This is a genomic window from Streptomyces blattellae (genome assembly GCF_009709555.1).
Lineage (GTDB): Bacteria > Actinomycetota > Actinomycetes > Streptomycetales > Streptomycetaceae > Streptomyces > Streptomyces blattellae.
In genome coordinates this window covers 211,331-229,913 of the sequence record NZ_WJBG01000106.1, presented here as the reverse complement: position 1 = coordinate 229,913, position 18,583 = coordinate 211,331, and the positions used below count along the sequence as shown (strand labels likewise).

Annotated in this window: 14 protein-coding genes and 3 pseudogenes; 12 read left to right on the top strand and 5 right to left on the bottom strand. The window is 70.7% G+C overall.

Going from position 1 to position 18,583, the window contains the following annotated elements:
• Nucleotides 1-69: 69 nt before the first annotated feature.
• From GFH49_RS03785 to GFH49_RS03760, 6 genes and pseudogenes are all read left to right on the top strand, one after another.
• Nucleotides 70-825 carry a (2Fe-2S)-binding protein gene (locus GFH49_RS03785; protein ID WP_196217837.1) on the top strand — a complete coding sequence of 252 codons (756 nt, stop codon included), beginning with the start codon at nt 70-72 and terminating at the stop codon, nt 823-825.
• Between the two features lie 37 nt (nt 826-862).
• Nucleotides 863-2,014 (top strand): glycogen synthase, encoded by a 1,152-nt coding sequence (glgA, locus tag GFH49_RS03780; RefSeq protein WP_155054295.1) that lies wholly within the window; start codon nt 863-865, stop codon nt 2,012-2,014.
• Nucleotides 2,015-2,094: 80 nt separating this feature from the next.
• The gene (glgC, locus tag GFH49_RS03775) at nt 2,095-3,315 is read left to right on the top strand and encodes a glucose-1-phosphate adenylyltransferase (protein ID WP_155054294.1); all 1,221 of its coding nucleotides are present in this window, start codon (nt 2,095-2,097) and stop codon (nt 3,313-3,315) included.
• A pseudogene (locus GFH49_RS41375) lies at nt 3,311-3,535 on the top strand (zinc ribbon domain-containing protein); the annotation flags it as partial. The gene glgC and the pseudogene GFH49_RS41375, both read left to right, overlap by 5 nt.
• Nucleotides 3,536-4,027: 492 nt before the next feature.
• Nucleotides 4,028-5,371: a wax ester/triacylglycerol synthase family O-acyltransferase gene (locus GFH49_RS03765; RefSeq protein ID WP_155054293.1), complete on the top strand. Its 1,344-nt coding sequence runs from the start codon at nt 4,028-4,030 to the stop codon at nt 5,369-5,371.
• A gap of 583 nt (nt 5,372-5,954) precedes the next feature.
• Nucleotides 5,955-7,448, top strand: a complete 1,494-nt coding sequence (locus GFH49_RS03760; RefSeq protein WP_155054292.1) for an SDR family NAD(P)-dependent oxidoreductase — start codon at nt 5,955-5,957, stop codon at nt 7,446-7,448.
• Between the two features lie 24 nt (nt 7,449-7,472).
• Here GFH49_RS03760 and GFH49_RS03755 read toward each other — a convergent pair whose 3' ends face one another.
• Nucleotides 7,473-7,922 carry a hypothetical protein gene (locus tag GFH49_RS03755; RefSeq protein ID WP_155054291.1) on the bottom strand — a complete coding sequence of 150 codons (450 nt, stop codon included), beginning with the start codon at nt 7,920-7,922 and terminating at the stop codon, nt 7,473-7,475.
• A gap of 430 nt (nt 7,923-8,352) precedes the next feature.
• Here GFH49_RS03755 and GFH49_RS03750 point away from each other — a divergent pair, with 430 nt between their 5' ends.
• On the top strand, nt 8,353-8,526 hold the full coding sequence (locus GFH49_RS03750) for a hypothetical protein (RefSeq protein WP_107472678.1): 174 nt from the start codon (nt 8,353-8,355) through the stop codon (nt 8,524-8,526).
• A gap of 88 nt (nt 8,527-8,614) precedes the next feature.
• Here the strand turns inward: GFH49_RS03750 and GFH49_RS03745 are convergent, their stop codons facing one another.
• Nucleotides 8,615-9,958, bottom strand: a complete 1,344-nt coding sequence (locus GFH49_RS03745) for an amidase (RefSeq protein ID WP_155054290.1) — start codon at nt 9,956-9,958, stop codon at nt 8,615-8,617.
• A gap of 316 nt (nt 9,959-10,274) precedes the next feature.
• Between GFH49_RS03745 and GFH49_RS03740 the strand changes: the two genes are divergently transcribed.
• On the top strand, nt 10,275-12,113 hold the full coding sequence (locus tag GFH49_RS03740; RefSeq protein ID WP_155054289.1) for a glycoside hydrolase family 20 protein: 1,839 nt from the start codon (nt 10,275-10,277) through the stop codon (nt 12,111-12,113).
• A gap of 65 nt (nt 12,114-12,178) precedes the next feature.
• Here GFH49_RS03740 and GFH49_RS03735 read toward each other — a convergent pair whose 3' ends face one another.
• Nucleotides 12,179-13,204, bottom strand: coding sequence for an alpha/beta hydrolase family protein (locus tag GFH49_RS03735; RefSeq protein ID WP_155054288.1), 1,026 nt, complete (start codon nt 13,202-13,204; stop codon nt 12,179-12,181).
• A 43-nt stretch (nt 13,205-13,247) separates the two neighbouring features.
• Nucleotides 13,248-13,415, bottom strand: a pseudogene (locus GFH49_RS03730) (LacI family transcriptional regulator); the annotation flags it as partial.
• Nucleotides 13,416-13,620: 205 nt separating this feature from the next.
• Between GFH49_RS03730 and GFH49_RS03725 the strand changes: the two are divergent.
• Nucleotides 13,621-13,939: pseudogene (locus tag GFH49_RS03725) on the top strand (glycosyl hydrolase-related protein); the annotation flags it as partial.
• Between the two features lie 15 nt (nt 13,940-13,954).
• Here the strand turns inward: GFH49_RS03725 and GFH49_RS03720 are convergent.
• On the bottom strand, nt 13,955-14,656 hold the full coding sequence (locus tag GFH49_RS03720; RefSeq protein ID WP_155054287.1) for a FadR/GntR family transcriptional regulator: 702 nt from the start codon (nt 14,654-14,656) through the stop codon (nt 13,955-13,957).
• 222 nt (nt 14,657-14,878) lie between these two features.
• Between GFH49_RS03720 and GFH49_RS03715 the strand changes: the two genes are divergently transcribed.
• From GFH49_RS03715 to GFH49_RS03705, 3 genes are read left to right on the top strand one after another with little or no spacing between them, the layout of a single operon-like run.
• Nucleotides 14,879-15,931, top strand: coding sequence for a sugar ABC transporter substrate-binding protein (locus GFH49_RS03715; RefSeq protein ID WP_230396143.1), 1,053 nt, complete (start codon nt 14,879-14,881; stop codon nt 15,929-15,931).
• Nucleotides 15,928-17,532, top strand: coding sequence for a sugar ABC transporter ATP-binding protein (locus tag GFH49_RS03710; RefSeq protein ID WP_155054285.1), 1,605 nt, complete (start codon nt 15,928-15,930; stop codon nt 17,530-17,532). Before GFH49_RS03715 ends, GFH49_RS03710 begins: the two co-directional genes overlap by 4 nt.
• Nucleotides 17,525-18,550 (top strand): ABC transporter permease, encoded by a 1,026-nt coding sequence (locus GFH49_RS03705; RefSeq protein ID WP_155054284.1) that lies wholly within the window; start codon nt 17,525-17,527, stop codon nt 18,548-18,550. Before GFH49_RS03710 ends, GFH49_RS03705 begins: the two co-directional genes overlap by 8 nt.
• The last annotated feature ends 33 nt before the right edge of the window (nt 18,551-18,583 follow it).

Sequence of the window (18,583 nt, the reverse complement as noted above, 5' to 3'; positions counted from 1 at the left end):
CCGCGCCTCCGTCCTCCCACAGGCGGGTGACAGCTCTCATGGCCCCCCTGGGGGCAACCCCTACGGGCCTTGGTACTACTGCTCTTCGTGGACCTCGACCCCGACCTCGCCGCGCTCCGCCCGCTCGGCGGGTTCTTCGTGCTGCGCACCACCGGAGCGCCGCGTCGGCCACTGCCGACACTCGCGGAGGCATATGCCGAAACCGCGCCGGACATGTACCGGAATCCGCTGACTCTCCGCATCCACATGGTGGCGGACGCCCTGCACGCTCCCGAGCCGCGGATCGCCGCCTCCGTGGCACAGCAGGGGCTCGCGGCCCGGCTGTGGTCGGCGGCGCTCGGCTGCGCGGTGCTGTACGGCCGGATCCCCGACCTCGATCCGCGGCTGCTGTGCTGGGACCCCGACGGCAGCGCACCCGACGACCTCTGGCTGACGCGGCTGCGTCCGCTGCCCGGGGACGCGGCGACCCTCGCCGACACCGTGCTCCACGCCCACCTGGAGCCCCTGACGGCGGCCCTGCACACCCGCCACCGCGTCGCCACCGGCCTGCTGTGGGGCAACGCCGCCTCCGCGCTGGCGGGAGCCGCCCGGCAACTGGACCTCTGGGCGCGGGCCGACGGCCGCCCCGAAGTGGCCGCCCGGACCCGCACCCTGACCACGGCGCTTCTCGGCCACCCCCTGCTGGCGGACACCGGAACCCTTACCGGCACCGCCTTCCGGCGCCGCAGCTGCTGCCTCTACTACCGCCTGCCGGGCGGAGGCGTCTGCGGCGACTGTTGCTTCACACGACCCCCGCGCTCTTCCCCGGGCGCCGCATCTGGGTGACCATGAAGGGGCCGGGCGCTGAGACAGGGGGTTGCGGGTGCGAGTGGGACTGCTGACCCGGGAGTACCCCCCGGACGTGTACGGCGGCGCGGGCGTCCATGTCGAGTTCCTCGCCCGGGAGTTGCGCGACCTCGTCGACCTGGACGTGCACTGCTGGGGCGAGGGCCGGGCGGAGGGCGTGCTGCGGCACCGCCCCTGGCCCGCCCTCGACACCGCCAACGACGCGCTGCGCACCTTCTCCGTCGACCTGGCCATGACCGCCGCCCTCGAAGGCCGCGAACTCGTCCACTCCCACACCTGGTACGCCAACCTCGCCGGCCACCTCGGCAAGCTCCTGTACGGCATCCCGCATGTGATGACCGCGCACTCCCTGGAACCGCTGCGCCCCTGGAAGGCCGAGCAACTCGGCGGTGGATACGCCCTGTCGGGCTGGGCCGAGCGCACCGCGATCGAGGCCGCCGACGCGGTGATCGCCGTATCCGGCGCCATGCGCGAGGACATCCTCGGCTGCTACCCCACGCTGGAGTCGGCGAAGGTCCATGTCGTCCACAACGGCATCGACACCACCCTCTACCGCCCCGACCCCGGCACCGAGGCCCTCACCCGCATCGGCCTCGACCTTGACCGCCCGTACGTCCTGTTCGTCGGCCGTATCACCCGCCAGAAGGGCGTGCCCCATCTGCTGCGCGCGGTACGGGACATCGACCCGGCCGCGCAGGTCGTGCTGTGCGCTGGCGCCCCCGACACTCCGGAGATCGACCAGGAGTTCCGGGAGCTGTTCCAGGAACTCAGCGGCGTCCGCGCCGGCGTGCACTGGATCCCGCAGATGCTGCCGCGGACCGACGTGATCCAACTCCTCACCCACGCGGCCGTGTTCGTCTGCCCCTCGGTGTACGAACCCCTCGGCATCGTCAATCTGGAGGCGATGGCCTGCGGAACTCCGGTCGTGGCCTCACGAGTCGGCGGCATCCCGGAGGTCGTGGAGCACGGAGTGACCGGTCTGCTGGTGGACACCGAAGGGCCCTTCGAGGCGGACCTGGCAGCCGCCCTGGACGCGGTGCTCGCCGACCCGCAGAAGGCCCGGCGCATGGGCGAGGCCGGACGGGAGCGCGCGGTAGGGGAGTTCGGCTGGGACGCGGTCGCCCGCAGGACGGTCCGGCTCTACCGGGAGATCCTCAAACAGGGGTAGGACGGCGGAAGATCCTTGATCAGGCTTAGTGGCCGCTGAGCAAGGGCACATCATGGTCAACCAGGGTGAGGGGAGTGGCCATGCGGCGTGGCGGACCTTCGGTGCTCGGAATCGTACTGGCGGGTGGAGAAGGCAAGCGCCTGATGCCCCTGACCGCGGACCGCGCAAAACCCGCGGTCACCTTCGGCGGCACCTACCGCCTCGTCGACTTCGTCCTCTCCAACCTCGTCAACGGCGACATCCTGCGCATCTGCGTCCTGACGCAGTACAAGTCGCACTCGCTGGACCGGCACATCACCACCACCTGGCGGATGTCCAGCCTGCTCGGCAACTACGTCACCCCGGTCCCGGCCCAGCAGCGGCTCGGACCGCGCTGGTTCCTGGGCAGCGCGGACGCGATCCTCCAGTCGCTGAACCTCGTCTACGACGAACGTCCCGAGTACGTGGCGGTGTTCGGCGCCGACCACGTGTACCGCATGGACCCGCGCCAGATGCTCGCCCAGCACATCGAGAACGGCGCGGGTGTGACGGTGGCCGGGATACGCGTCCCGCGCAGTGAGTCGTCGTCCTTCGGCGTGATCAGCTCCGCCTCCGACGGCCGTACCGTGCAGCAGTTCCTGGAGAAACCCGCCGACCCGCCCGGTCTGCCCGACGACCCCGAGTCCGTCTTCGCCTCGATGGGGAACTACATCTTCACCACCAAGGCCCTGATCGAGGCGCTCCAGCGGGATGCCGAGGACCGCAACTCCGTGCACGACATGGGCGGTTCGATCCTCCCGCAGCTCACCGAGCGCGGTGAGGCCCAGCTGTACGACTTCAGCGACAACCACGTCCCCGGCGAGACCACCCGCGACCAGGGCTACTGGCGTGACGTCGGCACCCTCGACGCCTACTACGACGCCCACATGGACCTCATCGCCGAGCGCCCCGCCTTCAACCTCTACAACCGGCAGTGGCCCATATACACCCACTCCGGCCAGCTCTCCCCGGCCCGCTTCAACGCGGGCGGCATCGCGGGGGAGTCCATCATCAGCGCCGGGTGCCTGATCCGCGGTCAGGTCACGCGGTCCGTGCTGTCGCCGGGCGTCGTGGTCGATCCGGGAGCGGTCGTCCAGGGCTCGGTGCTGCACGACAACGTGCACATCGGCCGGGGCGCGGTCGTGCGGGGCGCCGTGCTGGACAAGAACGTCGAGGTACCGCCGGGCGCGACGATCGGCGTCAACCCGGACCGGGACGCGGAGCTGTACACGGTGTCCAAGGGCGGGGTGATCGCGCTGGGGAAGGGGCAGCACGTCTCGTAGGGCCCGGGACATGGCGATCTCGGTGATCAAGATCGACGAGGAGAGCGGCTGGCTGCCCAAGTGGGGCTACGGCACCGTCGAGACGAACATCATGACCGGCGACCCGGTGACGCGCCGCTGCTCGGTCTGCGGCCATGTGGACGGACCCAAACCCCTCCACGTCAGGCGGTGGAACTGCCCGGCCTGCGGCACGCACCTGGACCGTGACGTGAACGCCGCAGTGAACGTGGAGAACGCCGCTGGGCGAGCGGTGCACGCCTGTGGAGCACCCGGAAGACCATGTCCGAAGGCCATGGCGGGGTGCGAAGAAGCAGGAAGCCAAGGAATCCATGCCGAAGCCCACGCCGCGTAGCGGCGCAGACTCCGGACCGGAAGGCCAGAATCCTCTCCCTCCAGGGAGAGGTTGCACGTCAAATCCAGTCGGCCCGGACGGACGGGGCGGACTACGGGCGGACGTATCTGACCACCGCCGATCTGCGGTCCCTGCGGTCGCTCGATTTCACGGTCGGCTCGCGCCCGTCTGAGTGGGGAACGTCGGCGGAGGCGGCGCCGCCCGCACTGAAGTAAACCCAGACACCTCATGAGTCCCGCCGCTTTCACGAGCGGCGGGACTTAATCTCTTGTTAACTGTGCGTAGCCTGATCGTACTTGACCGTAATTGGTTGGGGGCGGTTGACTGCAGACTCACCCATCGTCGACGCGAGGCAAGCCATTGACTTCTGACCTGCTCGCACCTCTCGACCTGGCGTTCTGGAACATCGAGTCCGACCGGAACCCCATGCACCTGGGCGCGCTCGGCGTCTTCGCCGCGAACTCGCCCACCGCCGGTGCCCACGCGGCCGATCTGCTCGCCGCCCGGGCCGCCGCCGTGCCCGGACTGCGGATGCGGATCCGGGACGTCTGGCAGCCGCTCACGTTCCCGCCGACGCCCGCGTCCGCCTTCGGTGGCGCCGCCCGTGTGCCCGTCGCCGACTTCGACCCCCTGGACCACATCCGGCTGCATGCCCCGGCCGCGGACTTCCACGAGGTGGCGGGGCGGCTCATGGAGCGCCCGCTGGACCGCTGCCGCCCGCCGTGGGAGGCGCATGTGCTGCCGGGGGAGGACGGCGTCTCGTTCGCGGTGCTGTTCAAGTTCCACCACGCGCTGGCCGACGGGCTGCGGGCGCTGACGCTCGCCGCCGCGGTCCTCGACCCGATCGACATGCCCGAGCGCCGGCCGCGCCCCGAACCGCCCAGGCGCGGCCCGCTCCCGGACGTGCGCAGGCTGCCGGAGCTGCTGCGGGGCGCCCTGTCCGATGTGGGCCGGGCCCTCGACATCGGCGCCTCCGTCGCCCTGTCCAACCTGGGCGTGAGTTCCTCGCCCGCGCTCACCACCGAGCCCAGCGGCACCCGCAGCACCGCCGGTGCCGTCGTCGACATCGACGATGTGCACATCGTCCGCAAGGCCGTCGGCGGCACCGTCAACGACGTGCTGATCGCCGTCGTCGCCGGCGCCCTGCGCCGCTGGCTCGACGAGCGTGGCGACGGCAGCGAGGGCGTCGCGCCCCGTGCCCTGATCCCCGTCTCCAAACGCCGTCCGCGTACCGCCCACCCGCAGGGCAACCGGCTCTCCGGGTACCTGATGAGGCTCCCCGTCGGCGACCCCGACCCGCTCGGCCGGCTCGGTACGGTCCGCGCGGCCATGGACCGCAAGAAGGACGCCGGACCGGGCCGCGGCGCCGGTGCGGTCGCGCTGCTCGCCGACCACGTCCCGGCGCTCGCCCACCGGCTCGGGGGACCCCTGGTCAGCCAGGGTGCGCGCCTCTGGTTCGACATCCTCGTCACCAGCGTCCCCCTGCCCGGCCTCGGCCTCAAGCTCGGCGGACACACCCTCACCGAGGTCTACCCGTTCGCCCCCCTGGCCCGAGGCCAGTCCCTCGCCGTCGCCATCTCCACCTACCGCGGCCGAGTCCACTACGGCCTCGTCGCCGACGCCCAAGCCGTCCCGGACCTCGACCGCCTCGCCACCGCCCTGACCGAGGAGGTAAAGACCCTGATCACCGCTTGCGCGCCGTGACCGGCGGGAGTGGGGGCTGCTTGCGCGCTGTGGCCGGTGGGAGTGGGGGGCTGCTTGCGCGCTGTGGCCGGTGGGAGTGGGGGCTGCTTGCGCGCTGTGGCCGGTGGGAGTGGGGGGCTGCTTGCGCGCTGTGGCCGGTGGGAGTGGGGGGTGCTTGCGCGCTGTGGCCGGTGGGAGTGAGGGGACTGCTTGCGCGCCGTGGCCGGTGGGGGATCGTCGCATGCGGTCTGTGGCGGGGGCGGGTGTGGTCGTTGTCTGTGCGTCGTGGCGGCGTGGACGTGATCGTCCTGTGGTTCCTGACCGGCGGGGGTGGGATTGCCGTTCCTGTGCCGTGTACCGGGCTGTGTGATCGTCGTCCGTGCGCCGTGTCCCCGGCGATGTGGTCGCCGTCCGCGCGTCGTGCACCGAGGTGGGTGCGAGCGTTGCCCGTGGTTCCTGGGTGCCGCGGATGCGATCACCGGTCGCCGGGCGGAAGCCGTGATCAGCGCAGGTTTGGCGTGCGGGCCGGTGCTCCGTAAAATTCCTCGTTCGAAAGCGGACTCGACCGGAGCGCCGCGCGGTGGATCAGGAAACGGCAGCGGCGATGACGGTGACAGAGGACGGCGCGGCGACCACGGACGAGGTCGTGTACGGGCCCGGCATCGACCCTGAGCGGCTGGCCGTCTGCCTCGGCGTGCTGGAGGAACTCGACAAGCTGGAGGTCGACCACCCCGACGCGATCGCCGTGCGGCGGGCCACCGCGGGCATCTACCGCACGGTCAAGCAGCGCCGCCGCCAAGAGCGCCGGGCCGCCAAGACCGCGCACGACAAGACGGTCACGGAGGCCACGGCGACCGGTTCCGCCGAGCGGATCGACGACGAGACCGAGGGCCTCCTGCCGTCCTCGCGGACCGAGGAGGGCAGGATCGCGGGGATACTCCAGCGCCCGCGCTCCTGCTACACCTGCAAGACCCGGTACGTCGAGGTCGACTACTTCTACCACCAGCTCTGTCAGAAGTGCGCCGCCGAGAACCGGGCCCACCGCGACTCCCGCGCCGACCTCACCGGCAGGCGTGCTCTGCTCACCGGCGGCCGCGCCAAGATCGGCATGTACATCGCGCTGCGGCTGCTGCGGGACGGCGCGCACACCACGATCACCACGCGGTTCCCGAAGGACGCCATCCGCCGCTTCAAGGCCATGGACGACTCGGCGGACTGGATCCACCGCCTGGAGGTCGTCGGCATCGACCTGCGCGACCCCGCCCAGGCCGTGGCCCTGGCCGACCAGATCGCCGGGCAGGGCCCGTTGGACATCCTGATCAACAACGCCACCCAGACGGTACGCCGCCTGCCCTCCGCGTACGCCGCGCTGGTCGAGGGAGAGAGCGCCCCGCTGCCCGCCGGTGAACTGCCCGCCCACCACGTCATCGGCGCCTTCGGCTCCGGCGCCGTCGACGGCCTCGCCGCACTCCCCGTCGGCGTCACCGGCCTCGATGCGCAGAAGGTGGCCGATCTCGCCCTGGTCGCCGGCAACGCCAGTGTGGAGCGGCACCGCGACGGCACCGCCATCGACGCGGGCGGCCTGGTCCCCGACGTCGTCGACTCCAACACCTGGGTCCAGTCCATCGAGCAGATCTCGCCGGTGGAGCTGCTGGAGACGCAGCTGTGCAACTACACGGCGCCGTTCATCCTGATCAGCAAGCTGCGGCCGGTGCTGGCCGACGCCGCGCGCAAGGCGCCCAGCAAGCGCGCGTACGTCGTCAACGTCTCGGCGATGGAGGGCGTGTTCGGCCGGGGCTACAAGGGCGCGGGCCACCCGAACACCAACGCCGCCAAGGCCGCGATGAACATGGTGACGCGGACCAGCGCCCAGGAGATGTTCCAGACCGACGGCATCCTGATGACCTCCGTCGACACCGGCTGGATCACCGACGAGCGCCCGCACTACGACAAGCTGCGCCTGGCCGAGGCCGGCTTCCACGCGCCCCTCGACCTGATCGACGGTGCGGCCCGCGTCTACCACCCGATCGTCAGCGGCGAGCAGGGCGAGGACCTGTACGGCGTCTTCCTGAAGGACTACGCGCCGGGCAAGTGGTGAGGCCGGCGGACGAGGAAGGGGCCGTCAGTCGACGGCCCCCAGGGGTGAGTTGCGCGCGGCCACCAGCTCCAGCACCGTGCGCCAGTCCTCCAGCACCCCGGCGTCGAACCCCGCGCCGCGGCCCTCCTCCTCGGCCTGACGCAGGCTGACCAGGTCGTCGTCCGCGGGAGTGCCGAGCCGGGAGTGGCGGCGTATGAGGCGGGAGACCCGTTCACCGAGCAGGCCCCGCACCGCGTCGGCCGTACGGTCGTCGTGCCCGGCCGTGTCACCGGGCCACAGCAGCTGCCCGACGGGCTGCACCAGGCCCGCTACTTGGAGTTCCTTGTCGGCGGGGCGGCTGCGGCGCAGCAACGCGGCGGTCCGCAGGGCGTGATCGTGCAGATCGACGCGGTCACCGGCGCGCTGCCGGGTGTCCCATGCGCCCCGGCACGCATACAGCAGATCCATCAGCTCCTCGACGCTGCGCAGTTCCATGCGTCAGTCCTCCCGCGAGACAGCCGTATTCTCACGGGAGCAGATCATGGCGAGCTTTCGGCACAGCCAACGGGACTTGAACTGCGCGACGACTGACACGGCTGTCTCGAATACGTCCTCACCGTTGTAGGCCGAACGAGTGATATTCGCGCAGGGCATCTCATGGCAAAACAGGGCATATCATTACCCAATGAACACGGGTGACTTGTGACGGTTACGCCAAGCTTTCAGCCCCATCGAGCGGACCCCCGCTCATTTGGTTACTCTGGTGGGGACGGGCAGCAGTACGGGGTCCTACCCACACCCATCGTCCGTTGCCGGCGCCACCGCGTCCGAACTGATCTCGACCCAGACCCGAGCGGGCGTCAGGCGCACAGCAGCAGAGTGGCCGGCACGCCCCGAGGGTGACCCGACACATGAGGAGTGCGCGGTGACACCGGAGAAGACGAATCGCGAACAGCGCCCCAAGGAACGCCCGGAGCGCGCGGGCCGGCGGCCCGGAGAGATCGGCAGTCTCGACGTGTGGGCCCGTTCGGCCCCCATCCGCCTGGCCGGCTACGAGGACGACCTCGCCGAGCCCCACATCCTGCCCAGCGTCGACTGACGACCCGAGCCAGGCCCCTTCGCGATCGCAGCCGCAGGGGGCGCGTGAATCCCGCGCCCCCTGAACTCCGCGCCCCCTGAAACCCGCCCTAGTCGAGGGGAGCCGTCCGCCGCCACGGACGCAGCTTCTCCATCTGCTCCGCCAGTTCCAGCAGCACCGCCTCCGTGCCTGGGGGTCCCGCGAGTTGTACGGCGCAGGGGGCGCCCGAGGGCAGGGAGCCGAACGGGACGGCCAGCGCGGGCCAGCCGGTGAGGTTCCACGGCGGAGTCAGCGGGGAGTAGTTGGTGTCGGCGAGCACGTTGCGCAGCCAGCCCCGCTCGTGCCAGGCCACGGCCTTGGGGGAGCGGCGGGCCAGCGCCGGGGTGAGCACCACGTCGTGCTCGGCGAAGAACGGCTCCAGCCTCCTGCGCAACTGCTCCCTGCCGTCACCGGAGGTGACCCGGCCCACGAAGCGCCGCCCCACGGCGGCGTGCACCCGGGTGCGCCGGGTCAGCTGACGCGGATCAAAATCCCTGGCGTCCACCGCCGTTCCCGCCGTCCAGTGCGCGAGCGAGGTGAAGCCCAGCGACAGGGGGTACGGCGGGTCCGCGCGCCGGACCTGGTGACCCGCCTTGGCCAGTACCCCGGCGGCCTCCCGGGTCGCCTCCGCATACGGCTTGCTGATGGTGACGCCGGCGAGCGGGCTGCGCAGGGACACGGCGACCTTGCGTGAGGCCGGCTCGTGCGGTCGTACGGCATCGGTGTCGGCGAGGACCGACAGCATCAGACGGGCGTCCGCGACGGTCGTCGCGAGCGGACCGTTCTCGGACATGCCGAACCAGTCGCCCTCGCCGATCCCCGCGGGCACCACGCCGTGGCCCGGCTTGATGGTGACGAGGCCGCAGTTGGCCGCCGGGATGCGCAGCGAGCCCATGCCGTCGTTGCCGAGGGCGATCGGCACCAGCCCGGCGGCGACCGCGGCGGCGCTGCCGCCCGAGGAGCCGCCCGCCGAGCGCGTCGTGTCCCACGGGTTGCGGGCCGTGCCGTGGACGCCCTCGCTGGTGCCGAAGACACACAACTCCGGCACGTTGGTCAGACCCACCACCACCGCGCCGGCCGCCCGCAGCCGGGCCACGGTGACATGGTCGTGGTCGGCGGGGGTGTCCGGGGTCGCGGCCGAGCCGTTGCGGTTCGACTCGCCCCGCACGGCGAGGTTGTCCTTGACGGCCACCGGCACACCGGCGAGCGGCAGTTCGGCCAGGTCCCCGCGCGCCGCCACCTCCTCGGCCTCGGCGAGCGCCGCCTGAGCGCGCACCACACGGAACGCCCCGACACGGCCGTCGAGCCGCTCGATCCGGGCCAGGTGCTCGGCCACCACCTCCCGGGGGGTGGCCCGCTTCTCCCGTACGGCGGCGGCGATCTCGACGGCGGTCCTGCCGGTCCAGTCGGTCACGTGCGCTCCTTCACAGTGCGTGTACCGGCGAATATGTAGGGAGAACTGTGCCCGGGACCGGGCGGCTCGTCGAGAGGGGGCGTGGCTCGGACATTCGGGCGGAGGTTCCTGGACTTTTCGTGCCGGTGTGCCCAGGAGTCCCCCGCTGAACAGCATGTCCTCCGATCAATCCCTCAACTATCCTGCCGTTCCGCCCCATTGACAGGGTCCGGGGCCCGCTCAATCATCGGACATCCGATGAATGGGAGCCGCTCACGGGTACGTATCCACGCACACCGACGATCAGTGGCTTTCTCGGTTTTCAGGGTGGAGTGGAATGGCTGAGCGAAGGAAGAGACGGTTCGCACTGACCGGCCTTGCCGCCGTGCTGATGCTCTTCGGAGTACCGGCGCAGGCGACGGCGCAGCAGCAGGCGGCGCCCCCGGTCACCGTGCCCGCGCTGACCAACTGGACGGCGGAGGCGGGCAGTTATGACTACGGGGACGGGACTCGTCTGGTCGCCGACTCCGAGGCCGAGCGCCGGGTCGCCCAGACCCTCGCCGACGACCTGAGGGACGCCGGACACGGCACGGTTCCCGTCGTGGGCGACGGGGCGCGTGCCGGTGACATCGTTATCGGCGTACAGTCCGGCAGGACCTCGCTGGGCAGCGAGGGCTACGAGCTCCACGCCGGCCAGCGGCTGTCGGTGACCGGAGCGACCGAGACCGGCGCCTTCTACGGCACCCGGACCGTCCTGCAACTCCTCGCGCAGGGCGACCAGATCCCCGCCGGACGCACGATCGACATACCGCGCTATCCGGAGCGGGGCGTCGGCGTGTGCGCCTGCTACATCCACGTCTCGATGCCCTGGCTGGAGAACCTCGTCCGCGAGATGGCGTACAACAAGGTCAACCAGCTCCTCCTCGAACTGAAGGTGCAGAGCGACGCCCACCCCGAGGCCAACACCTGGGGCTACTACACCAAGGACGAGATACGCGACCTCGTCGCCCTCGGCGCCAAGTACCACGTCGAGATCATCCCCGAGATCAACTCCCCGGGCCATATGGACCCGTGGATAGAGAACCGCCCCGACCTGCAACTCACCGACACCGACGGCAACAAGCAGCCCTCGCGACTCGACATCACCCGGCCCGAGGCCTTCGACTACTACACGAGCCTGATCGACGAATACGCGCAGGTCTTCACGTCCACGTCCTGGCACATGGGCGCCGACGAGTACATGCTCGGCTCCGACTTCGCCAGGTACCCGCACATCGTTCAGTACGCGCGGGAGAAGTACGGCCCCGGCGCCACACCCCAGGACGCGTTCGTCGACTTCGTCAACCGCGTCCAGGCCTACGCGGGCGCCCAGGGCAAGGAGCTGCGCATCTGGAACGACGGGCTCACCGGCGCCAACACCGTGCCCGTGGCGGCCGGCACCACGGTCGAGCACTGGCTGAACGTGGCCGTGAAGCCGAGTCAACTCATCGCGCAGGGCTACCCGGTGATGAACGCGGCGTACGCCCTGTACCTGGTCCGCGGCGGTTTCCACTCCGACACCCGGGGCCTGTACGAGCAGAGCTGGGATCCCCGCAGCTTCGAGGGCGAGAAACTCACCTCGGCCGACGGCATCACCGGCGCGAAGATCAGCCTCTGGCCCGACAACGGCCGCGGGGAGACCGAGAACGAGGTCGCCGAGCGGCTGTGGCCCGCGCTGCGCCATATCGCCCAGGCCACCTGGGGTGATCCGCAACCCGACGCCACATACGCCGAGTTCACCGCGCGCGGCACCGCTGTGGGGCACGCGCCCGGGTGGCGGGATCTGACGCGCACGCCGGTGGCCGACGGGACGTACACCTTCCGGACGGACGGGCTGTCGTTCACGGCCCAGGTGCAGCGCACGGCCGACGGCTATGTGACCCTGCGGACCGCGGACGGCTGCCTGGAGGTGCGCGGCGGCAAGCTGACGCTCAACGTGCCGCTCCAGCCGGGCGTCGCGGCGACCGCGCAGGCCTGCGCCGCCGCGAACACCCTGCAGCGCTGGCAGTTGGAGCCGGACGCCGGCGGCTACCGGCTCGTCAACGCCATCACCCAGATGACCCTGAGCCCGGACGACGGCCGGCTCGTGCAGTACCCGCCCGACCGGCTTCCGTCCGCCGTCTGGCATGTGAGCTGAGGCACGTGAGCTGAGGAGGAGGCTCACCGTGGCCACCAGGGCATCGGCGACCTGGTGGCCACCGCTCAGCGCAGGTTCTCCTCGAAGAAGTCCATGGTGGTCTCCATCGAGCGCGGCCACTGCCCGTAGAAGGTGTGGCCCTCGCCGCGGTAGGTGCGCAGCTCCACGTCCTTGCCCGCCTTCTCGAACGCGTCCACGGCGTTCCGGGTCCAGGAGATGGGGCAGGTCTCGTCCTCGGTGCCGTGGTGGATCAGCAGCGGCTCGGTGACCCGGTCGACGTAGGTGAGCGGCGAGAGCCCGTTCCAGAACTCCGGGTTCTCCTCGGGTGTGCCGTGCTCGGCCTCGACCTCGGCGCCGGCTGACTCCTGTCCGGGCAGCCGGAACTGGTCGAAGTTCTCATCCGGGCGCGGGCTGACCGGAGCGAAGGCGACAGCGGCGTCGAACAGGCCCGGGGCCACTGCCAGGACGTTGTAGACGACACCGCCGCCCAGCGACCGGCCCATCAGCCCGATGCGGTCGGCGTCGATCTCCGGCCGCCCGGACGCCTTCAGCGCCTTCGCCGCGCCGATGACGTCCTCGGTGTAGCCGAGCCGCAGGTTGCCGTTGTCGTCCGGGTCCTTGTCCGACCCGGCGTGGTTGCGGTAGTCGGTGTGCAGGACGACATACCCGTTGCGGGCGAGGCGGTCCTGTTCGCGGGCGAATCCCCTGCCGGTGGTGTAGACCTCCGGGTCGATATAGCCGTGCGCCAGGACCAGCGCCGGGAACGGCCCCTCGCCTTCGGGGATGTTCATGAGCCCCGAGATCGTCAGCCCGTTCGACTCGTACGTCACCTCGTAGCTGGTGTAGGCGTCGTTGCGGTCCACGACGGTGCCGAGCTTCAGGTCGGAGCCGGTGTACTCGCGCTGGATCAGGGCGGGGAGCGACACGGGCTCGACCGGGCTCGGGGAAGACGATGGCGTGGGATCCGCGGCGCGGGTCGTCGACGGTGGGCTGGTGCGCGCCGAGTCGTCGTCGCTGTCGCTCGACGTGCAGCCCACGGCGGCCGACAGCGCAAGGGCGAGCACGACACGGACTGTTCCCTTGAACCACATGGGACCATTGTGCCCATTGGGGCTCACCCTGTCCCCGCCGGGGTCATTCTCGCCCCGCGCCCGTACGGTCCCGCACGATCAACCGCGGCACCGGCACCCGCACGGTGCGCGCCGGGCCGCCGTCCGGCAGGGCGGTCGGTTCCGTCGCCGCCGTGCGCCCGAACTCCACGCTGTCCCGGGACAGGGCGGACAGCCACGGCCTGACCATGCGCACCCGGCGGGCCCAGGGGAGTGCTTCGAAAGTCCCGCCTGCCGCGCGGCGTCAGGCACGCACGCTCGCGGGGTTGCCGGAGCCCGCCCTTCGGGCGGACGGCGGCACTTTCGAAACACACCGTGCTTCGTCGGCGGCCTGCCGCCCGAGCAGAGCGAGCAGGCCGCGCGGTTCGAAGTGGGTGCCATGGGGGAGCTCTACACCTCGTCGGCACCTGCCCGAGCGGCGGATCACCGGCGGGTCCGAAGTGGCGCCGCTGGTGAGCGTGGACCGGGACGCGGTGGTCGTCACCGCGGTCAAGCTCGCCGACGACGGCAGCGGTGACGTGGTGGTCCGGTTCCACGAAGCCCACGGCGGTCGCGCCCGCGCGACGCTCACCGCGGGGTTCGAGGTCGAGGACGTCGCGGTGACGGACCTGCTGGAACGGCCGCTGCGGGAGACCTCGCCGCAGCGTGACGGCACCGGGATCACCGTACGGCTGGGGGCCGTTCCAGCTGATGACCCTGAGGTTGCAGCGGGCCTGACCTGACGGTGCGGGCTCAGCCGGCCAGCTGGGCCCGCAGCCACTCCTCCACCTCTCCCACATGCGCGGCCGCCGCCGCCCGTGCCGCCTCCGGGTCGCGGGCGGCGAGGGCGCGGTGGATCGCGGCGTGTTCGCGGCGGGTGCGCGCGAAGGCGCCCTCCTCCTGGTAGCCGCGCCAGACGCGGGCGCGGAAGGTGCGGGAGGAGAGGCCCTCCAGGATGGCGGCCATGGTGTCGTTGCCGGCGGCGACGGCGATCTCGCGGTGGAAGGCGAGGTCGTGGGCGAGGATCTCGTCGGGGTCGTCGGTCGCGTTCATCGCCGTCAGGTGCTTCTCCACCTCGGCGAGCTGGTCCGCGGTGATGCGCGCGGCGGCCAGCGCGGTCGCCGTGGACTCCAGGATGCGGCGGACCTCCAGCAACTCCACGAGGCGCGGCCCGCGGGACAGGTCGGCGACCACACCGAAGGTCTCCAGCAGGTCGCCGGCCTGGAGCTGGGTGACGTAGATACCGGAGCCGTGCCGCGCCTCCAGGACGCCGAGCACCGTGAGCGCGCGGATCGCCTCCCGCATCGAGCTGCGGGAGATGCCCAGCTGGACCGCGAGATCGCGCTCGGTCGGCAGCCGCTGGCCCGGCTCCAGCCGGCCCTCGGCGATCATCGTCTTGATCTGCTCGATGGCGCGTTGCGTCACCGTGCCCTTCTGCGGGGCGGTCTCGTCCACGCCACTCCTCCTGTCGCCGGTGCGCCCGCAGTCTAATCTTCGATGTGGTCGGACCACTATGGCCGGAAACCGTGAATATTTGCTGCGAGAGGGTGTTGTCGGCGCGAAGTGGTCTGATAAATATGCGGGCAACTGCTCGATCACGCTCGATGACGCTCGATGAGGAGCCGGCAGATGGCGGACGGATCCATGCGGAACGGACGGTGGCGAGTTACCCCGCGGATGGTGCGGATTTCCCCGCGGGCGGTGCGCGCGGCGGCGGTGGCCGTCTGCGGCGCCCTTGTGCTCACGGCATGCGGCAGTACCGAGGACTCCGGGTCCGGCAGTGCCGGAGCCGACGGCAGCGGCAAGGTCGGGGTGATCCTGCCCCTGCTGACCTCGCCGTTCTGGCAGTCGTACAACGACTACGTACCGAAGATGGCCGAGTCCGAAGGCGTGGACGCGCTGAAGACGGTCAACTCCAACAGCGATCCCTCCCAGCAGATCACCGACATCAACAACCAGCTCAACCAGGGCGTGAAGGGCCTCGTCGTGGCCCCGCTGGACAGCGCGGCCATCGAGGCGGGACTGGACCAGGCCGAGCGCAAGAACGTGCCCGTGGTCGCCGTCGACGTGGCCCCCGAGAAGGGCAAGGTCGCCATGGTCGTACGCGCCAACAACGTCGCGTACGGCGAGAAGGCCTGCGAGTACCTCGGCCAGCAGGTCCCGTCCGGCAAGGTCGTGCAGATCATGGGCGACCTCGCCTCGGTCAACGGCCGTGACCGCTCCGAGGCGTTCCGCGACTGCATCAAGAAGAACTACCCCGACCTGACGGTCCTGGAGATACCGGCCGACTGGGAGTCCGACACCGCGGCCTCCAAGCTCGACACGCTCCTGAACGCCAACCCGGACATCAAGGGCATCTACCTGCAGGCCGGCGGTGTCTACCTCGCGCCCACGCTGCAGACCCTGAGGTCCAAGGGGATGCTGAAGAAGACGGGCGAGGAGGGGCACATCACGATCGTCTCCAACGACGGCATCCCGCAGGAGTACGACGCCATCCGCAAGGGCGAGATCGACGCCACCGTCTCCCAGCCCGCCGACCTGTACGCCAAGTACGGCATGTACTACATCAAGGCGGCGATGGAGGGGAAGACCTTCGAACCGGGCCCGACCGACCACGGCTCCGAGATCGTCAAGCTGCCCAGCGGCATCCTGGAGGACCAACTGCCCGCGCCGCTGGTCACGAAGGACAACGTCGACGACCCCGAGCTGTGGGGCAACACGGTCGGATGAGTACCCCACTTGTCGAGGCGCGTGGCATCACCAAGCGGTACGGCCCCACCACCGCCCTGTACGACGGCCGACTCACCGTGTTCCCCGGCGAGTCCCACGCCCTCGTCGGCCGCAACGGCGCCGGAAAGTCCACCCTGGTGAACATCCTCACCGGACTCCAGCCCGCCGACGAGGGCACGGTCCGCTTCGACGGCGAGCCCGCACCCCCGCTCGCCGACCGGGACGCCTGGCGCCGCAAGGTGGCCTGCGTCTACCAGAAGCCCACGCTCGTCCCTGAGATGACGGTTGCCGAGAATCTCTTCCTCGCCGAGATCCACGCCGCCACATCAAAGAGGCTGGGCGTCAAAGGCGTCAAAGGCGTCAGGGGCGGCCGGGGGTCCGGGGGTTGTCCTCCGGATGGACACAGCATCAACCGGCAGCCCGTGCGGCGCGGCTTCATCAGCTGGCGCACCCTGAGGTCCGAGGCCGCCGCGCTCCTCGACACCTGGGACGTGCGCGTCGACCCCGAGGCCCGCACCGCCGACCTCAAGGTCGAGGACCGTCAAATGGTGGAGATCGCCCGCGCGTTGAGCTTCGGCGCCCGGTTCATCGTCCTCGACGAACCCACCGCCCAGCTCGACAACCGAGAGATCGAGCGGCTCTTCGTCCGCATGCGCGCGCTCCAGGACTCCGGCGTCACCTTCCTGTTCATCTCACACCACCTCCAGGAGGTCTACGAGGTCTGCCAGACCGTCACCGTGCTGCGCGACGCCCGCTGGATCACCACCGCACCGGTCACCGAACTGCCGCGGCAGGCCCTGGTGGAGGCCATGGCCGGGGAGTCCATCGACACCATCGCCGAACAGGCCGTGGCCCCCGGGGACGTCGACCACGACGCCCCCGTCCTCCTCGAAGCCCGCGGGCTCACCTCCCCGGCGTACCAGAACATCGACCTCACCGTCCGACGCGGCGAGGTCGTCGGACTGGCCGGCATCAGCGGCAGCGGCAAGATCGAACTCGCCGAGTCCTTCACCGGACTGCACACCCCGACCGGCGGAACCGCCCGACTGGACGGCGCACGGCTCCCGTTCGGCGATGTGCAGGCGGCCCTCAAGGCGGGCGTCGGCTGCGTGCCCCGTGACCGGCACGAGCAGGGCCTGGTCGCCGGCCTGAGCATCGGCGACAACGCCACCATGAGCGTCCTGAACAGGCTCGGCCGGTACGGCTTCGTCGGCACCGGCAGCAAGCGCCGCTTCGCCACCGCCCTCATCGACCGCCTCGACATCCACACCGAGGGCCCCGACCAGCCCGTCTCCGACCTGTCCGGCGGCAACGCGCAGAAGGTCGTGATGGCCCGGGCCCTCGCCTCCGATCCCACGTTCCTGGTCCTCATCAACCCCACCGCGGGCGTCGACGTGAAGTCCAAGGAGTCCCTGCTCGCCAGGATGGACAGCGCACGCGAGGACGGCACCGCCGTGCTCGTCGTCTCCGACGAACTCGACGACCTGCGGCGCTGCGACCGCGTCCTCGTCCTCTTCCACGGCCGTGTCGTCGCCGAACACCCGGCGGGCTGGCGCGACCACGAGCTGATCGCCTCCATCGAAGGAGTGGACCATGGCTGACACCAAGGCTCCGCCGGTGAAGCAGCCGCGGGTGCCCGACGCGCGGACCGCGCGAGCCGTGCTGCACCGCCGGGCCCGCGAACTCGCCCTCCTGCCCGCCTTGTTGGTGGTGATGGTGATCGGCGCGTTCGTCAATGACTCCTTCCTCACCGAGAACAACATCATCTCGATCCTCGGGTCGTCGGCCGCGCTGGCGATGGTGGTCCTCGCCGAGGCGCTGGTTCTCATCACGGGCAAGTTCGACCTCTCTTTGGAGTCGGTCGTCGGCATCGCGCCCGCGGTCGGCGCGCTGCTGGTGCTCCCGGCGGCGAAGGCGGGCTTCGGCACCGAACTGCCGACCCCACTGGCCATGCTGGCGATCCTGCTGGTCGGCGCCGCGGTCGGCCTGCTCAACGGCGTCCTCGTGGTGAAACTGAAGCTCAACGCCTTCATCGTCACGCTCGCGATGCTGATCATCCTGCGCGGTGTCCTCGTCGGGGCGACCGAGGGCAAGACGCTCTTCGACATGCCGGACGCGTTCTTCACCATGGCGACCACCACGTTGCTGGGGGTCCCGGTCTCCGTGTGGGTGGCGGCCGTGTCCTTCGCCGTCGCGGGCGCGGTACTCCGCTACCACCGAGTCGGCCGCTCGCTCTACGCGATCGGCGGCAATCGCGAGGCGGCACGTGCGGCCGGTATCCGCGTGGACCGGGTGATGCTCGGCGTGTTCGTCACCGCGGGCGTGCTCGCGGCGGTGGGCGGCCTGATGCGGACGGGCTACGTCGGTGCCATCAACGCCAACCAGGGCCAGAACATGATCTTCACCGTGTTCGCGGCCGCCGTGATCGGAGGGATCAGCCTCGACGGCGGCAAGGGCACCATGTTCGGGGCCCTGACGGGCGTTCTGCTCCTCGGAGCCGTCGACAACATGCTCACCCAGGCGCAGGTCCAGGCGCACTGGATCCAGGCCATCTACGGCGGAATCATCCTGGTCGCCCTCATGCTCGCCCGAGTGACGACGGGCCGCGCCCAGGACTGAACCCGCCCTGTCCCTGCCAGCTACCGAAAGGCC